Source organism: Alkalihalobacillus deserti (assembly GCF_020734105.1).
Lineage (GTDB): Bacteria > Bacillota > Bacilli > Bacillales > Bacillaceae_D > Halalkalibacter > Halalkalibacter deserti.
Map to the genome: position 1 here is coordinate 1 of NZ_JAJAFR010000021.1, position 14,833 is coordinate 14,833.

Here is a 14,833-nt window from a genome sequence, read left to right on the forward strand (position 1 = left end):
ATTATGGGGAAGAATTAGTAAACTATGAAGAATTAAAAAGACGGATTGAAGAATATATCTACTGGTACAACCATGAACGATCAAAAGAAAAATTGGCTGGTTTAAGTCCAGTCGAATACCGAACTCAACCCAGCCAATCAGCTGCATAATAAAAACTCTAACTTTTAGGGGTAACCACCAAATCTAAAACAGTCCAAGAAACAGAGCGTCGGCTTTGTTTGTTTAGTGTGTCATGAAAAAGAAGAGATTCCTTTAAATGTAGCCAGAGTATTATAAAGGAGTATATGGCACAGAGTAAGCTATCGGATATTTTCTAAACAAAAAAGGACCGGGCCGTTTCTGCCCGGTTTTTCTTATTTCACTTTTGGGGTTAGGCTAAATTCGAAACAGGTGTTTTGTTAGTAATAATAACCGGTTACTGTGCCACGGCTAAATCCCTTTTATCTAGAATTCGAACCGCTTTCCCTTCTGATCTTGGTATTGACTTAGGCTTTTGAATGAATATATCCATCGATACAAGACAATGAGTTTTCATAGCATATTGAATTTTCTTTTTTAATTGACCCACACTTTCATGCGTTAAATCTTCACCAGGAAGATTACTGAAAAATTCAGGTGTCATTTCAACATGAAGTTCGACATTATCCATCGTGCCCTTCTTCGTCAAATGAATTTGAAAATGTGGAACGAGATCATCAATTTGTAGAAGGTAACGTTCAATTTCTGATGGGAATATATTTACGCCACGAATAATCAACATGTCATCGATACGGCCTTTAACACGGGCCATTCTAGTTGTTGTACGACCGCATTTGCAAGTTTCCCTTGTGATAGAAGAAATATCACCAGTGCGGTAGCGAATGATTGGCAGCGCTTCCTTTGTAAGGCTAGTAAAAACTAGCTCGCCATCTTCACCTTCTGGAACAGGTTCCAATGTATCAGGATTAATGACTTCAATTAAAAAATGGTCATCAGCAATATGCAACCCATCTTGAGCCTCATGACACTCAATCGCAACCCCTGGTCCCATTACCTCACTTAGTCCGTAAATATCAACGGCTTTAATGCCGAGCTTATTCTCAAGTGTTTTTCTCATTTCTTCAGACCAAGGTTCAGCACCAAAAATTCCATATTCAACACTAATCTCATCTGGCGTTATGCCCATCTCTTCCATTCTCTCTGCAATATTAAGAATATAGGATGGAGTACCTGCGATAATTTTTGGTTTGAAATCTTGAATTAATGTGATTTGTCTCTCTGTATTCCCTCCAGAGATAGGAACCGTTGCACAGCCGAGTTTCTCAGCACCATAATGTAGTCCAAGTCCTCCGGTAAATAAACCATAGCCGTAAGCATTATGGAAAATGTCCTCTTTTTTACCGCCAGCAGCAACAATTCCTCTCGCTACAAGTTCTGCCCAATTTTCAGTATCATTTTTTGTATAGCCTACAACGGTTGGTTTACCGCTTGTACCTGAAGAACCATGAATTCGTGTAACTTCGCTTTGATCAACAGCAAATAGACCGAATGGATAGTTCTCTCTTAAATGATTCTTTTTTGTAAAAGGAAGTTTTTTAATATCTTCTAAACTTTGAATGCTTTCTGGAGATATATTGGACTTTATTAACTGATCTCGATAGAAGGGTACATTCGTAAACACATGGTTAACGGTCTTTTGTAAGCGTTCTAACTGAAGCGCTTCCATTTCAGCGCGTGATGCAGTTTCAATTTGGTTATAAACATTCATGTAAGAGACCTCCTGAAATTTGGTTTATTTCCCTACCAGGAAAAAACATCGTAATAACAAATTTAATATAAAACGTTTTTATAACGATTTATTAAATTGCGTTATATTAAGAATAATAAGGGAAGAGACCATTGTCAATATAAAATTCAGAAAATTGTTTAAACCTAACAAGCAAAATCTATCTTAGTCAAATAAGTGAGATCTTAATTAAGGTGTGACCATGTATATACTAACATCCTTTATTATAAGTAAGAAAGGGTTTTTACTGGAAATCAACAACTATATGTAAGCCTTAGCATTTATCTCAAATGTGAGACCAAATAATTTAGAGTAATAAAGAATGGTTAATAAAAGTGAGGGTGTTCATATGAGTAGTTTGATGCATTCAATAATGAATTTAACGATTTTGAAGAAGAGATGCGAGCGCTGCATTTGGAAAGGGGAAAATTAGCAGTTCGAGGAAATGCTCTATGCTCAGAGGTGCCAATTGTTTTTTTAATTAATAAGCAGGAACCTTATTACTATAGAAGTTACTTAGAAGTTTTAGAGAAATTCTAAATAAAATAACAAATGAATCTTGCAAATTCCATAACAGTAATGTATGATTACGTTATAATAACGTTATATAAAAGACGAAGGGGGAATGAAGATGTCTGTAAATGCTACTCAAACGAACCCGGTTGAAGACATTAAATATGCTGATTTTATGGCTAGAATTGAAGCCGGAGAGAAGATTGAAGCCGGTGACTGGATGCCGGATGAATATCGGAATACATTAATTAAATTGATTTCAATGCATGGCATGAGCGAAATTATGGGAGCGCTTCCGGAAAAGGAATGGGTACCTAAAGCTCCTACTTTGCATAGAAAGCTCGGGATCATGGCGAAGGTACAAGACGAAATGGGACACGGACAACTGTTGCTTCGTGTTGCAGAGGATTTATTGATTCCTTATGGCAAAAAGCGGGACGATTTAATGCAGGATCTTTTTACAGGAAAATTGAAGTTTCATAACGTTTTTCATATGGAAGCGAAATCTTGGGGAGATGCAGGGCTGATTGGCTGGTTAGTTGATGGAGCGGCCATTATTACCCAAACGGATATGCTTGGTGCTTCTTACGGTCCATATGCCCGTGCATTACACAGAATTTGTGCAGAAGAAGTTTTCCACGCTCAACACGGAGAAGCGATCATTATGGCTCTGGCTGAAGGTACAGAAGAACAGAGACAAATGGTGCAAGACGCGATTGATTATTGGTGGGAATCTCTCTTACTTTTCTTCGGACCCCCAAGCAAGGATGAAATGGGTGCTTCGAAACAAGATATTACCTTAAAGTACAGAATCAGAACGGGTACGAATGAAGGACTTCGTCAATCGTTCTTTAACAAATATATTAAGCGGATTCTTTCCCTTGGTTTTACGATTCCGGATGAGACGCTACGATTTGATCAAGAAACAGGAAAATGGATTTATCAACAGCCTGACTGGAATAAGTTGAAGCTGATTGCTAGGAATGAAGGGCCTCGTTCACAAGAGCGCTTGGATCTTAGAAGAAATTCTTACACAAATAATAAATGGGTACGTGAAGCATTGGCTCCAAAGGTCATTTAAGGGAGGGAAAAACCATGGAAACTAGGGAAGAATCTTATTTTGAAGAATTTGAAGTATTTAGCCGTAAGACTCCAACAGCACCGATACAATATCATTTTAGCTTGCTGGCCCCAAATGAAGATATTGCTATATTGATGGCGCAGGAAAACTTTATGCGACGTGAGGCTGTGGATGATATCTGGGTTGTGAAACGTCAGCATATCCGAAAAATGACTTCGGAAGAAAAGAAAACGCTTCAACGTTTGGATAATAAAGATTACCGCACAACAAAAGGCTATGGCTATTTAAAGAAAAAATGGCGGACATACGAACAAGAAATGCTTGACGAAAAGGAAATTATGTCTTGGGCAGGAGGCGTGAAAAATGACAAATAATTCAACAGAGAATACTGCTATTAAGGAATTGTTATTTCAATTGGCGGATGATGACTTTATTCATTCATATCGTGGATCTGAATGGCTAGGTCTTGCTCCACACATAGAGGAGGACGTAGCATCTTCCTCCATCTCGCAAGATACAATGGGTCATGCGGCCATCTTCTATCAATTACTAGAAGAACTTGGTGAAGGCGATGCAAATCAACTAGCCCATGACCGTCTAGCGAATGAAAGGCGTAATGCGATTATCTTGGAACTTGCTAATGGACCTGGCTACTATATGAAAAACCCGGAATATGATTGGGCTTTTGCGGTGGTACGAAATTATTTTTATACCCAAGCTAAAACGATTAAGATTCAATCGTTACAGTCAAGTTCATACGAACCACTTGCTGAAGTAGCCGCAAAAGTACAAATGGAACTTTACTATCATCTAATGCACTGGAAAACTTGGTTTGTTCAACTAGTAGGATCAGGCCATGAAGTAGCTGTTTCCCGAATGAAAGCAGCCATTGAGAAGACGTTGCAAGATTTCGAAGGTGTTTTCTCTCTTGGAGAAAAAAGAAATGAAATCGTGGAACAAGGGTTGATTGAAAGCGAAGCTGTTTTACTGAATAAGTGGAATCAGGCTCTTGCACCTGTATTGGAAAGTGTCGGACTACAAGGAGCTATTGAAGTAGGTATGGCTCAAGGAGATGGACGCAACGGGAAGCACACAGAGGATTTAGAGAAAGCACTTGAAACTCTAAGTGAAGTTTACTCGAGTAATAAAGCAGCTTCCTGGTAAAACAAGTGTAAAAGGGGGAGGAGTACTATGTCTACCGCACTAGTAACATCAGAAGAAATATATAGAATGTTAGATCATGTAAAAGATCCGGAAATTGATACAGTTAGCATTCTAGATTTAGGAATGGTTGAGAATGTTGAGGTTTCAGGATCAGATGTTTCTGTGAAAATACTGCCGACCTTTTTAGGGTGTCCAGCGCTTCCGATCATTCAGAAAAATGTGGAAACAACCATTAAAGAGCTGCCTAGTGTTGGAAGTGTAAGTGTGGAATTTCTAAGATCTCCATCCTGGACTTCTGACCGGATTACGGAAAAGGGGAAAGCGGGATTAAAAGTATTCGGAATCGCTCCTCCCCCTAGGCAAATGAAGGAAGATGGATCGTGGCATATAGATTGTCCGTATTGTGAATCCACATATGTGACGATGGAAAACATATTCGGACCAACAGCATGTCGCAGCATTTTATATTGCAAATCATGTAAAAATCCGTTTGAAGCAATGAAACCAATGATTAAATTTATATGAAACTTGGAGGGAATAAAATGGTAAAGCTAATTGCGCTATATAAACAACCAGAAAGTAAAGAAGCATTTGATGAACATTATTTCAATGTGCACGGTCCTCTCACAGAAAAAATTCCAGGTCTTCAAAAAATGGAAGTTACGAAAATAGTCGGAACACCAATGGGTAAAGATTCTGAATATCACATTCTATGTGAAATGTATTATGAAAATCATGAAGCGCTTCAACAAGGTATGCGTTCGCCTGAAGGAAAAGCATCAGGAAAAGACTTGATGGGCTTTGCTGGGAACCTCGTAACAATGATGATTGGTGAGGAAGTATAAGATGGGACTGTTTCAATATATTGAAACTTCTATTGAGAATGAAATTGGTTTTATCACTTTAAATCGGCCTAAACAATTGAATGCACTAAACCGGACGATGGTCGGTGAGATTGTTTCGGCAGCGGAAGAATTCGACCGTGAGAACGAAGTGAAAGTAATCTTATTATCCGGACATGGAAAAGCATTTTCTGCTGGAGCGGATATTGATGAGATGGCCAATGACAATCCTGTGAGTTTAGAATTATTGAATCAATTTGCCGATTGGGACCGATTAAGCCTGATTAAAAAACCGATCATCGGTGCAGTCAAAAGCTTTGTATTCGGCGGTGGCTTTGAGCTTGCCTTATCATGTGATCTCCTTATAGCTGCTGGAGATACGCAGTTTTCTTTTCCAGAAGTAACACTAGGAGTTATGCCTGGAGCAGGAGGGACACAAAGACTGACGAAATTAGTGGGTAAAACAAAGGCGCTTGAATGGATTTTGACTGCCGAAAGAATCAATGCAGAAACAGCCTTAAAATATGGCATTATTAATAAAATTGTCGCACCTGAATTATTGGTGGAAGAAGCAGTTGGTTTTGCTAGAAAGATTGCGGTACAGCCTCCTTTAGCAGTCAGAATGATCAAAGATTCTGTTAATAAGGCAGTGGATTATTCCTTATACGAAGGAATGCAATATGAACGGAAGAATTTCTATATGCTGTTTGCATCAGAGGATCAAACAGAAGGCATGAAAGCATTTGTTGAAAAAAGACAGCCTATTTTCAAAGGCAGATAGGGGATGTTCTATGTACGAAACCATTACTTACCGTGTTGAAAACGGGGTAGCCTGGCTCACTTTAAATCGTCCGGACAAACTGAATGCCTTTACAGCGCAAATGCATAAGGAAATACAACAGGCGATTAAAAAATCGACGAGTTCAGATGTAGTGCGTGTTATCGTGATTACTGGCGAAGGCAGGGCCTTTTGTTCAGGACAGGATTTAGCGGATGTCGATGAAAACATGAATTTAGGGCAAATACTTCGTGAGCAATACGGTCCGACGATGAAGCAAATCGCCAGTTGTGAAAAGCCGATTATTGCAGCAGTAAACGGTGTATCTGCAGGGGCAGGATTTAGTCTAGCATTAGCCTGCGATTTCCGTCTTGTTTCTGAAAAAGCAAGTTTCATCAATGCCTTTGTAAATATTGGATTGATTCCTGATTCAGGTAATCTGTATTATCTTTCACGAATTGTTGGTCATGCAAAAGCATTGGAGCTATCTGTGTTTGGCGAAAAAGTACCTGCTGCTGAGGCCGAAAAAATAGGTCTCGCTACAAAAGTAATCAGTGTCGAGGATTGGAACGAGCAAGTGACAGCCTTTGCAGAAAATATCGCAAGCAGACCAACGAAAGCAATCGGCTTAATTAAAAGATATTTAGAGGCCTCCTACCACCTTTCTTTAGAAGAATATTTGAAAGAAGAAGCGGAAGGTCAAAGAATTGCTGGCTTAACAAAAGATTATCTGGAAGGTGTTACAGCCTTTTCAGAAAAAAGAAAACCTCAATTTATTGGAAAATAATATAAAAAGGGAGTGGAATTACATGGTAAAAGTTCAAGAAAAAACATTTGAAAAAGCAGAAATGAAGCGTGATTATTATCACCTAGTTATTAATGGTGAAAGAGTTGAAAGTTCAAACGGAGCCACTATTGATGCGTACAATCCTGCCACTGGTGAAATCATTGCTAAGGTTGCAAAGGCTACGCAAGAAGATGCAGAAAGAGCGGTCCAAGCCGCAAGAGAAGCATTTGACAATGGCAAGTGGAAAAAAACACCAATTAATAAGCGTTCACGTGTACTAAACAAAATTGCGGCAATTATGCGTTCGCGTTTTAATGAATTAGTAGAGTTAGAGGTTTTAAACAGCGGAAAATCAATTACTGCTGCGCAGGGGCAAGTGATGCAAGCGATCGAGGATTTCGAATTTTATGCAGGAGCAATTGTTGGACATAGTGGAACAGTTAATAATATTCCAGGTCAATTCCACAACTATACGGAAAAAGAACCTGTAGGGGTATGTGCACAAATTATTCCTTGGAACTACCCAATGATGATGGCAGCATGGAAAATTGCACCGGCAATTGCTGTTGGTTGTTCTGTCATCGTAAAACCAGCTTCGTTGACTCCATTAACTGCTATTGTTTTAGGGGAAATTTGTATTGAAGCAGGAGTGCCGGCTGGAGTAGTTAATATCATTCCGGGATCTGGGTCTGACGTAGGGAATTACCTTGTTGAACACCCGAAGGTAAATAAAGTAGCTTTCACAGGTTCTACGCCAATCGGTAGAGATATCATGGGCAAAGCTTCTCAAACATTAAAGCGTGTTACATTGGAGCTTGGTGGCAAATCTCCGAATATTATCTTCGAAGATGCTGACATCGAAGCAGCTGTAGACGGTTCACTATTTGGTATTTTCTACAATACCGGACAATCGTGTGAGGCAAGATCTCGTCTATACGTACATGAGGATATCTATGATGAATTTGTTACTAAATTCGTAGAAAAAACGAAAAAGCTTAAATTAGGCAATCCATTAGAACAAGAAACACATGTTGGAGCGGTAATCGATCAAAGTCAATTAGAGGTTGTTGATGGGTATGTACAATCAGCCATTGCTGACGGAGCTGAAATCTTAGCAGGTGGAAAGCCAGCGGTTGTTGAAGGCTTTGAAAATGGATCTTGGTATGAGCCTACAGTCATTGCGAATGTAAACCATGATATGAAAGTGGTTAAAGAAGAAATTTTTGGGCCAGTTGCCGTTATTATGAAATTTAAAGATGAAAAAGAAGCTATTAGACTAGCAAATGACACAGAATTCGGTCTAGGTTCTGCTATTTGGACAAAAGACGGAGGACGTGCTACACGTGTGGGTAACCAAATTGAAGCAGGAATCGTCATGGTGAACTGTCCATTCTCAGCTTTCCCTGGAACGCCTTTTGGTGGCTATAAGCAATCAGGTTTCGGGCGCGAACTTTGTATTGAGACATTAGATCTTTATTCAGAAACAAAAAGCTTTATCTCTTATTATGGAAGCCGCCCAGTAAATCCTTTCGGAATCAAATAATAATATTGAATAAGAGCTGGCTGAGTGATAAGAGCAGAAAAGGTATTCGGGTAACTGAATGCTAATCTGATTCTACCACAGCCAGCTTTATCTAGTTTAAGGGAGATGATTGTATGATTCAAAATCTAGTAGTCGTTGGTTCTGGAGTGATGGGGAGAGGGATTGCTTATGTAGGGGCAATCGGAGGGTTCAATGTAACATTGGTTGATGTCAATCCATCTGCATTGAACAGTGCGGAAAAAGAGATTAATACTATTTTTGAAAAAGGTGTACGTTACGAAAAGATTACCGAAGCAGAAGCGACGGCAGCCAAAAGTCGGTTTTTATATTCTTCCAATCTAGAAGTTGCTGCGTCTCAAGCAGATTTAATTATAGAAGCAGTTCCAGAAAAAACAGAAATAAAGAAAGCCGTTTTTGAAACAATTGAAGAACATGCTCAAGAACACTGCTATTTTGCTACTAATACATCGACAATGAGCCCAACTGAAATTGGTTCTTATGGAAAACGCCCTGAAAAGACAATTGCGATGCATTTTTTCAACCCAGTGCAAAAAATGCCACTTGTTGAAATTGTCCGAGGACTTGAAACAGCCGATAAAACGGTTCAGGTTATTAAAGAGGTTTCACAAAAAATGGGCAAGGAAACGGTTGTTGTCAATGAATTTCCTGGATTTGTCACAAGTAGAATTAGTGCAATGGTAGGAAATGAAGCTTTCTATATGCTACAAGAAGGTGTTGGTTCACCTGAAGAAATTGATAAAGCAATTAAACTCGGTTTAAATTATCCGATGGGACCATTTGAACTCGGGGATTTAGTTGGATTGGATGCACGATTAAACAACTTAAAATACTTACATGAAACATTAGGAGAAAAATTTAGACCATGTCCGTTACTAGTGAAATATGTGAAGGCGGGCCGATTGGGTAGAAAAACAGGAAAAGGCGTCTATGATTACACGGGTTCAAACAAATGAAAGAGGTGAAAGAAATGGTAAAAGAGGTTGTGATTGTTGATGCAGTGAGAACGCCAATTGGCCGATACAAAGGCGGCTTAAAAGCCATTCGTCCAGATGATTTAGGAGCTATTGTGATTAAGTCTTTAATTGAGCGGAATCCCAAAGTAAACCCACTAGAAATAGAAGAGGTGGTTTTCGGTAATGCCAATGGTGCAGGGGAAGATAATCGAAATGTTGCGCGAATGTCCGCACTTTTAGCAGGTTTGCCAGTTGAAGTAGGTGGAACGACAATTAATCGCCTTTGTGGATCTGGACTTGATGCTGTTACATATGCGGCTCGAGCGATTGCAGTTGGCCAGGGGGATATCTTTATTGCCGGTGGAACAGAAAGTATGACTCGCGCACCACTTGTTATGGCTAAACCGGAGGCAGAGTTTCCACGTGGTGACATGAAAATGTTTGATACAACAATTGGCTGGAGGTTCACAAATCCGTTACTTGAAGAGATGTTTGGGGCAGACGCAATGCCAAAAACGGCTGAAAACGTTGCCGAGCAATTTACCATTTCTAGAGAGGAACAAGATCGATTTGCATTACAGAGTCAACAGCGTGCGAAAAACGCAATGGAGGAAGGGCGTTTTAAAGACGAAATCGTACCCGTTTCCATCACAGATAGAAAAGGAAACGTCACGATTATTGATCAAGATGAGCATCCAAGACCTGAGACGACACTGGAAAAACTCGCTAAGTTAAGACCTATCTTTGCAGGTGGAACGGTGACGGCTGGTAATGCATCGGGTGTGAACGATGGTGCTTCAGCACTTCTGATAATGAGTGCAGATAAAGCGAAAGAGCTTGGATTAAAACCTCTTGTAAAATATGTAACGTCTGCTGTTGCTGGATTAGAGCCGCGTATTATGGGGATTGGACCAATTTTTGCTTCAAGAAAGGCATTAGAACGTGCCAATCTGACGATAAAAGATATTGGCTTGGTGGAATTAAATGAAGCCTTTGCTTCTCAATCTCTTGAATGTGTGAAGCAATTAGAGTTAGATGAAGAGATTGTCAATGTTAACGGTGGGGCGATTGCATTTGGCCACCCGCTTGGAGCAAGTGGAGCTAGAATTTTAACAACCCTTATTTATGAAATGAAGAAACGAAACGTAGAGAATGGCTTGGCGACGATGTGTATTGGCGTCGGTCAAGGAATTGCAGCGATTGTAAAAAATGTAGAATAATAGTAGATGAGAGTAACGAAGTCTAGGAAGGATAAGTTAATGGGAAATGTTAAGTATTACCAAGAAAATAATCTAGCCTATATTACCATCAATAGACCTGATGCTCTTAATTGCTTTGACTATGAAACGTTAAAGAATTTAAGAGACGTTATTGAAGATATTCATATAAACAAGGACGTTCGTGTCGTTATCATTACTGGGGCTGGCGAAAAAGCCTTTAGTGCTGGAGCTGATTTAAAAGAAAGAAAGCATTTAAATGAAACTGAAGTGAAACGAAACGTAAAAGCCATTCGTGATGTGTTTTCGGCAATTGAAGCGTTACCTCAGCCAACAATTGCAGCGATTAATGGCTATGCATTAGGTGGAGGATTTGAATTGGCATTAGCTTGTGATTTTAGACTAGCTGTACCTGAAGCAAAAATGGGTTTGACGGAAGTAAGCTGGGCGATTATCCCTGGTGCTGGTGGGACGCAACGTTTGCCAAGGTTAATTGGACCTTCAAAAGCTATGGAATTAATTTTAACAGCAAAAAGAGTTAATGCTGATGAAGCTCTTTCCTTAGGTATCTTAAATTCAATCGCGAATAAAGAGGAATTAATTCCTCAGTGTGAAGTACTAGCATCGGCGATAACGATAAATGGTCCTATTGCTGTACAGCAGGCAAAATACGCGATTCGACATGGAATGGAAGTTGATTTGCAAACAGGATTAGCAATTGAAGCGAAAGCGTATGAAGTGATTATTCCAACAAAGGACCGTATTGAAGCACTAGAAGCATTCTCAGAAAAAAGGGAACCTGCATTCAAAGGTGAATAGAAAGAGGTTGCAAACGATTTAGCAATTTTCTATAATAGAACTATTATTGAATTTGGTATCCTTTTCTAGGTAGGGCTAATTTTTATTAGCCCTTTTTTCAAACAAAAAATTCTGGGGATGAGTAGATGGAGAACACTTTAAATACAAGATCGATGATCTTTACTTTATATGGGGATTATATTAGACATTATGGAAATGAGATTTGGATCGGAAGCTTAATAAGCTTATTGCAAGAATTTGGTCATAATGAGCAATCTGTTCGCGCAGCGATTTCAAGAATGAACAAACAGGGCTGGATTCAGTCTAAAAGGGTTGGAAATAAAAGCTTTTATTCTTTAACCGATATAGGGAAAGCACGAATGGAAGAGGCTGCTGAAAGAATCTATAAAATAAAGCCTCACTCTTGGGACGGGAAATGGAGAATTTTGATGTACAACATTCCTGAAGAAATTAGAAATGTTCGTGATGAACTACGCCAAGAGTTGATTTGGAGTGGGTTTGGTTCGATGTCAACTAGTTGTTGGTTATCACCAAACCCATTAGAAAAACAAGTATATGGTCTTATTGAGAAATATGAGATTAAAGAGTATGTTAACTTTTTTATCTCGCAATATGATGGCCCTAAGGAAGACCAGAGTTTAATAAAAAAGTGTTGGAATTTAGATGAGATTAATGAGCGTTATGAGGAATTCATGCGTGAATATAGCCAGAAATATGTCATTGCAAAAAATAAAATAGAAAAAGGAAACATGACGGATGGTCAATGTTTTGTCGAAAGAACGATTTTAGTTCATGAGTATCGCAAGTTTCTCTTTATTGACCCAGGTTTACCTGCTGAACTTTTACCGGATAAGTGGTTAGGTGACTCAGCAGCAGACCTTTTTTCTGAATACTATGTTGCTTTGGCTAAGAAAGCGTCTCAATTTTTTGAAGGTGTATTTAGAAAAGGGAATGAAAAAGTGAAAGTAAGTAAAGATTTTGATGTGTTAAGTCATCCTTTAATGATTGATACAGAATAAACGAAAACAGCTTCTGAATGATAGTAATCCTCAATCATTCAAAAGCTGTTTTTTTCTATATTCTCCCAGTCGCTCTACATTTCAAAAAACGATAATTAAAATAATACGAGAGACTTAACCTTGAATAGGGTTTACTAACCAATTTACCTCAAGAGTTACCGTGAAGCTAGAATTACCCCTGTTTGAGTTGTGTTAAAAATTCCTGCCCTTTATCTCGGTAACTAGTAATGGTTAAACGAATTAAATCAAAATCCTCGTCAGTTAATTCACGAATGACTTTACCTGGAGAGCCCATGACCATCGTTCTTGGAGGAATCTTTTTTCCAGGAGGAATTAATGTGTTCGCGCCAATAAAGGCAGATTCTCCGATTTCAGCTCCATCTAAAATGGTTGCTCCCATTCCGATAAGAGCACCTGTTCGAATCGTACAGCCGTGTAAAATAACATTATGCCCAATCGATACTTCGTCCTCTAAAATAAGAGGGAATCCTGAGTAGTTGTGACAAGTTGAGTTATCTTGGATATTGCATCGCTCCCCAATTACAATGGGCGCTTCGTCCCCGCGAATAACGGTATTAAACCAAATACTAGATTCTTTACCAATCGTAACATCTCCAATGATGTGAACACCGGGTGCAACGAAAACGTTTTCAGAAAGTTTGGGATTTTTATCTTTATAAGGGTAAAGCATACTAGACCTCCTCATGATTATAAGATAAAATAAGTATAACATTATTTTTACGAGGGGTGAAATCATGAATATACTTTGTGAGCATTTATCGATAAATTATCCGATTTTTCAAGGTGGGATGGGAAATGTAAGTCATGCCCAGTTAACAGCAGCCGTCTCAGAAGCGGGTGCTTTGGGGACGGTCGGTGCCGGGACCATGAAGCCTCAAGAGCTTCAGAAAATCATATTAGAAATAAAAGAACGAACGAATAAACCTTTTGCTTTAAATATTCCAATTTCTGTCCAACCTTTTTTAGAAGAGGTAATCGAGCTTGTATTTAAACATGAGATTCCAATCGTTTCATTATCAGCAGGTAACCCGGCGCCATTTATTCAGGCCTTTCGGGATAAAGGTATAAAAGTAATTAGTGTGGTTGCCTCTGTCAAACAAGCCATAAAGTCTGAAGCTATCGGTGCTGATGTCATTGTAGCTGAAGGCTATGAAGCGGCTGGGATTAATTCAAATTTTGAAACAACAACGCTGGCTTTGATTCCCCAGGTGGTAAAGGCCGTATCGATTCCTGTTGTGGCAGCAGGAGGGATTGGAGATGGGAGTGGTTTGTTAGCGATGTTATCTCTTGGAGCGCAGGGTGTCCAGATGGGAACGAGATTTATTGCTACACAAGAAGCATTAGTTCATGAAAAGTATAAGAAGTTAATTGTTGGGGCAAACGATACAGAGACGGTCATTGTCGGTCGAACAATGGGTCGAGTTCGACGCTTGTTAAATACAGAATATGCTAGAAAGCTTCAAGAACTTGAAGGGGAGGGAATTACCCTTGATGAATTTAATCGTTTAACGGATGAAGCACATCATATTGCTAGTGCGATTCATGGTGATTTGTCTGAAGGGCACTTAAATAGTGGTCAAATAGCAGGTCTAATAGATGACGTACCAACTGTTTCGACACTCATTAAAACCATGATCACTGAGGCAAAAACAGTTCATGGAAATTTAAACGCGATTTTAAAATAAGCAGAGAAACCTGTACTATTCGTAGTACAGGTTTCTTTATGTTTTTATCCAAGGTCTTGATTTAGATGGAAAGAAACCCTGTTTTATAAGGTTGTATTGCTTGTTAAGCGATTGACTAAATATATCACTATGTGTTATGTTACGTATATAAAACGTCATACTATTTTATAATTAAAAGGAGGGTTCTTCAATGGACGATAAAATACTTGAGCATTTTAAGAAAGATAAATATGCTGAATCGTTAGGAATTTCTATTGAGAAGGTTGAAGAAGGGTACGCTGAAGTGACTATGAGTGTAAATGAAAATATGGTTAATTTCCATGGAACAACAAATGGAGGAGTTATTTTCTCTTTAGCTGATGCAGCGTTTGCCTACGCAAGCAATTCGTATGGGCAAACAGCAGTTGGGTTAACAATAACAATGAATTATATGCAAGCAGGTGTTGTAAACGAAAAATTGAAAGCGGTTGCTAAAGAGGATAACAAATCTAATCGCATAGGATTATATCGGATTGAAGTATTGAATCAAAAGGATGAGCTAATCGCTCTGGCAGAAGGTATGGTTTATCGAAAAAAGGAAATGTTCATTAACTAATGGTTCATTAAGAAAAAAAGAAAAGTGATA

General features: G+C 38.9%; 17 protein-coding genes. 15 read left to right on the forward strand and 2 right to left on the reverse strand.

Annotation, left to right across the window (positions count from 1 at the left end; genetic code table 11):
* On the forward strand, positions 1-149 hold a 149-nt coding region (locus LDX58_RS21550; RefSeq protein WP_227937813.1), incomplete at its 5' end, for an IS3 family transposase.
* Between the two features lie 266 nt (positions 150-415).
* Here LDX58_RS21550 and paaK read toward each other — a convergent pair.
* The gene (gene paaK, locus LDX58_RS21555; RefSeq protein WP_227939296.1) at positions 416-1,747 is read right to left on the reverse strand and encodes a phenylacetate--CoA ligase PaaK; all 1,332 of its coding nucleotides are present in this window, start codon (positions 1,745-1,747) and stop codon (positions 416-418) included.
* A 649-nt stretch (positions 1,748-2,396) separates the two neighbouring features.
* Here paaK and paaA point away from each other — a divergent pair.
* The 12 genes from paaA to paaX all read left to right on the forward strand — a co-directional run bounded on the left by paaA (position 2,397) and on the right by paaX (position 12,502).
* Complete coding sequence (gene paaA, locus LDX58_RS21560; RefSeq protein ID WP_227939298.1) at positions 2,397-3,359, forward strand: 1,2-phenylacetyl-CoA epoxidase subunit PaaA; 963 nt, start codon at positions 2,397-2,399, stop codon at positions 3,357-3,359.
* A gap of 14 nt (positions 3,360-3,373) precedes the next feature.
* Positions 3,374-3,733, forward strand: coding sequence for a 1,2-phenylacetyl-CoA epoxidase subunit PaaB (gene paaB / locus LDX58_RS21565; protein WP_227939300.1), 360 nt, complete (start codon positions 3,374-3,376; stop codon positions 3,731-3,733).
* A complete protein-coding gene (gene paaC, locus LDX58_RS21570) occupies positions 3,723-4,523 on the forward strand; it encodes a 1,2-phenylacetyl-CoA epoxidase subunit PaaC (RefSeq protein ID WP_227939302.1) in 801 nt (266 codons plus the stop codon). Before paaB ends, paaC begins: the two co-directional genes overlap by 11 nt.
* Positions 4,524-4,550: 27 nt before the next feature.
* Complete coding sequence (paaD, locus tag LDX58_RS21575; RefSeq protein ID WP_227939308.1) at positions 4,551-5,048, forward strand: 1,2-phenylacetyl-CoA epoxidase subunit PaaD; 498 nt, start codon at positions 4,551-4,553, stop codon at positions 5,046-5,048.
* A gap of 17 nt (positions 5,049-5,065) precedes the next feature.
* Positions 5,066-5,368, forward strand: a complete 303-nt coding sequence (locus tag LDX58_RS21580) for an EthD family reductase (RefSeq protein ID WP_227939310.1) — start codon at positions 5,066-5,068, stop codon at positions 5,366-5,368.
* A gap of 1 nt (position 5,369) precedes the next feature.
* On the forward strand, positions 5,370-6,146 hold the full coding sequence (locus tag LDX58_RS21585; RefSeq protein ID WP_227939312.1) for an enoyl-CoA hydratase/isomerase family protein: 777 nt from the start codon (positions 5,370-5,372) through the stop codon (positions 6,144-6,146).
* Positions 6,147-6,156: 10 nt separating this feature from the next.
* Complete coding sequence (locus LDX58_RS21590) at positions 6,157-6,930, forward strand: enoyl-CoA hydratase-related protein (RefSeq protein ID WP_227939314.1); 774 nt, start codon at positions 6,157-6,159, stop codon at positions 6,928-6,930.
* A gap of 22 nt (positions 6,931-6,952) precedes the next feature.
* Positions 6,953-8,473, forward strand: coding sequence for an aldehyde dehydrogenase family protein (locus tag LDX58_RS21595; RefSeq protein ID WP_227939316.1), 1,521 nt, complete (start codon positions 6,953-6,955; stop codon positions 8,471-8,473).
* Positions 8,474-8,586: 113 nt separating this feature from the next.
* Entirely contained in the window at positions 8,587-9,447 is an 861-nt protein-coding gene (locus tag LDX58_RS21600; RefSeq protein WP_227939318.1) for a 3-hydroxyacyl-CoA dehydrogenase, read from the forward strand.
* 14 nt (positions 9,448-9,461) lie between these two features.
* Positions 9,462-10,667: an acetyl-CoA C-acyltransferase gene (locus tag LDX58_RS21605; RefSeq protein WP_227939320.1), complete on the forward strand. Its 1,206-nt coding sequence runs from the start codon at positions 9,462-9,464 to the stop codon at positions 10,665-10,667.
* A gap of 39 nt (positions 10,668-10,706) precedes the next feature.
* A complete protein-coding gene (locus LDX58_RS21610) occupies positions 10,707-11,483 on the forward strand; it encodes an enoyl-CoA hydratase-related protein (protein ID WP_227939322.1) in 777 nt (258 codons plus the stop codon).
* Positions 11,484-11,608: 125 nt separating this feature from the next.
* Entirely contained in the window at positions 11,609-12,502 is an 894-nt protein-coding gene (gene paaX, locus LDX58_RS21615) for a phenylacetic acid degradation operon negative regulatory protein PaaX (protein WP_227939324.1), read from the forward strand.
* 172 nt (positions 12,503-12,674) lie between these two features.
* On the opposite strand, the gene LDX58_RS21620 is transcribed toward paaX, so the two are convergent.
* Positions 12,675-13,193 (reverse strand): gamma carbonic anhydrase family protein, encoded by a 519-nt coding sequence (locus LDX58_RS21620; protein WP_227939326.1) that lies wholly within the window; start codon positions 13,191-13,193, stop codon positions 12,675-12,677.
* Between the two features lie 64 nt (positions 13,194-13,257).
* Here LDX58_RS21620 and LDX58_RS21625 point away from each other — a divergent pair, with 64 nt between their 5' ends.
* Together LDX58_RS21625 and paaI are read left to right on the forward strand one after the other, a co-directional pair.
* The gene (locus LDX58_RS21625) at positions 13,258-14,208 is read left to right on the forward strand and encodes an NAD(P)H-dependent flavin oxidoreductase (protein WP_227939328.1); all 951 of its coding nucleotides are present in this window, start codon (positions 13,258-13,260) and stop codon (positions 14,206-14,208) included.
* Between the two features lie 190 nt (positions 14,209-14,398).
* On the forward strand, positions 14,399-14,803 hold the full coding sequence (gene paaI, locus LDX58_RS21630; protein ID WP_227939330.1) for a hydroxyphenylacetyl-CoA thioesterase PaaI: 405 nt from the start codon (positions 14,399-14,401) through the stop codon (positions 14,801-14,803).
* The last annotated feature ends 30 nt before the right edge of the window (positions 14,804-14,833 follow it).

What these genes read in the sequence shown, in the direction of transcription:
- paaC (WP_227939302.1), top strand. Translation starts at nt 3,723, where the DNA reads ATGACAAATAATTCAACAGAGAATACTGCTATTAAGGAATTGTTATTT.
- LDX58_RS21590 (WP_227939314.1), top strand. Translation starts at nt 6,157, where the DNA reads ATGTACGAAACCATTACTTACCGTGTTGAAAACGGGGTAGCCTGGCTC.
- paaA (WP_227939298.1), top strand. Translation starts at nt 2,397, where the DNA reads ATGTCTGTAAATGCTACTCAAACGAACCCGGTTGAAGACATTAAATAT.
- LDX58_RS21605 (WP_227939320.1), top strand. Translation starts at nt 9,462, where the DNA reads ATGGTAAAAGAGGTTGTGATTGTTGATGCAGTGAGAACGCCAATTGGC.
- paaD (WP_227939308.1), top strand. Translation starts at nt 4,551, where the DNA reads ATGTCTACCGCACTAGTAACATCAGAAGAAATATATAGAATGTTAGAT.
- LDX58_RS21595 (WP_227939316.1), top strand. Translation starts at nt 6,953, where the DNA reads ATGGTAAAAGTTCAAGAAAAAACATTTGAAAAAGCAGAAATGAAGCGT.
- paaI (WP_227939330.1), top strand. Translation starts at nt 14,399, where the DNA reads ATGGACGATAAAATACTTGAGCATTTTAAGAAAGATAAATATGCTGAA.
- paaB (WP_227939300.1), top strand. Translation starts at nt 3,374, where the DNA reads ATGGAAACTAGGGAAGAATCTTATTTTGAAGAATTTGAAGTATTTAGC.
- LDX58_RS21620 (WP_227939326.1), bottom strand. Translation starts at nt 13,193, where the DNA reads ATGCTTTACCCTTATAAAGATAAAAATCCCAAACTTTCTGAAAACGTT.
- paaK (WP_227939296.1), bottom strand. Translation starts at nt 1,747, where the DNA reads ATGAATGTTTATAACCAAATTGAAACTGCATCACGCGCTGAAATGGAA.
- paaX (WP_227939324.1), top strand. Translation starts at nt 11,609, where the DNA reads ATGGAGAACACTTTAAATACAAGATCGATGATCTTTACTTTATATGGG.
- LDX58_RS21580 (WP_227939310.1), top strand. Translation starts at nt 5,066, where the DNA reads ATGGTAAAGCTAATTGCGCTATATAAACAACCAGAAAGTAAAGAAGCA.
- LDX58_RS21600 (WP_227939318.1), top strand. Translation starts at nt 8,587, where the DNA reads ATGATTCAAAATCTAGTAGTCGTTGGTTCTGGAGTGATGGGGAGAGGG.
- LDX58_RS21585 (WP_227939312.1), top strand. Translation starts at nt 5,370, where the DNA reads ATGGGACTGTTTCAATATATTGAAACTTCTATTGAGAATGAAATTGGT.
- LDX58_RS21610 (WP_227939322.1), top strand. Translation starts at nt 10,707, where the DNA reads ATGGGAAATGTTAAGTATTACCAAGAAAATAATCTAGCCTATATTACC.
- LDX58_RS21625 (WP_227939328.1), top strand. Translation starts at nt 13,258, where the DNA reads ATGAATATACTTTGTGAGCATTTATCGATAAATTATCCGATTTTTCAA.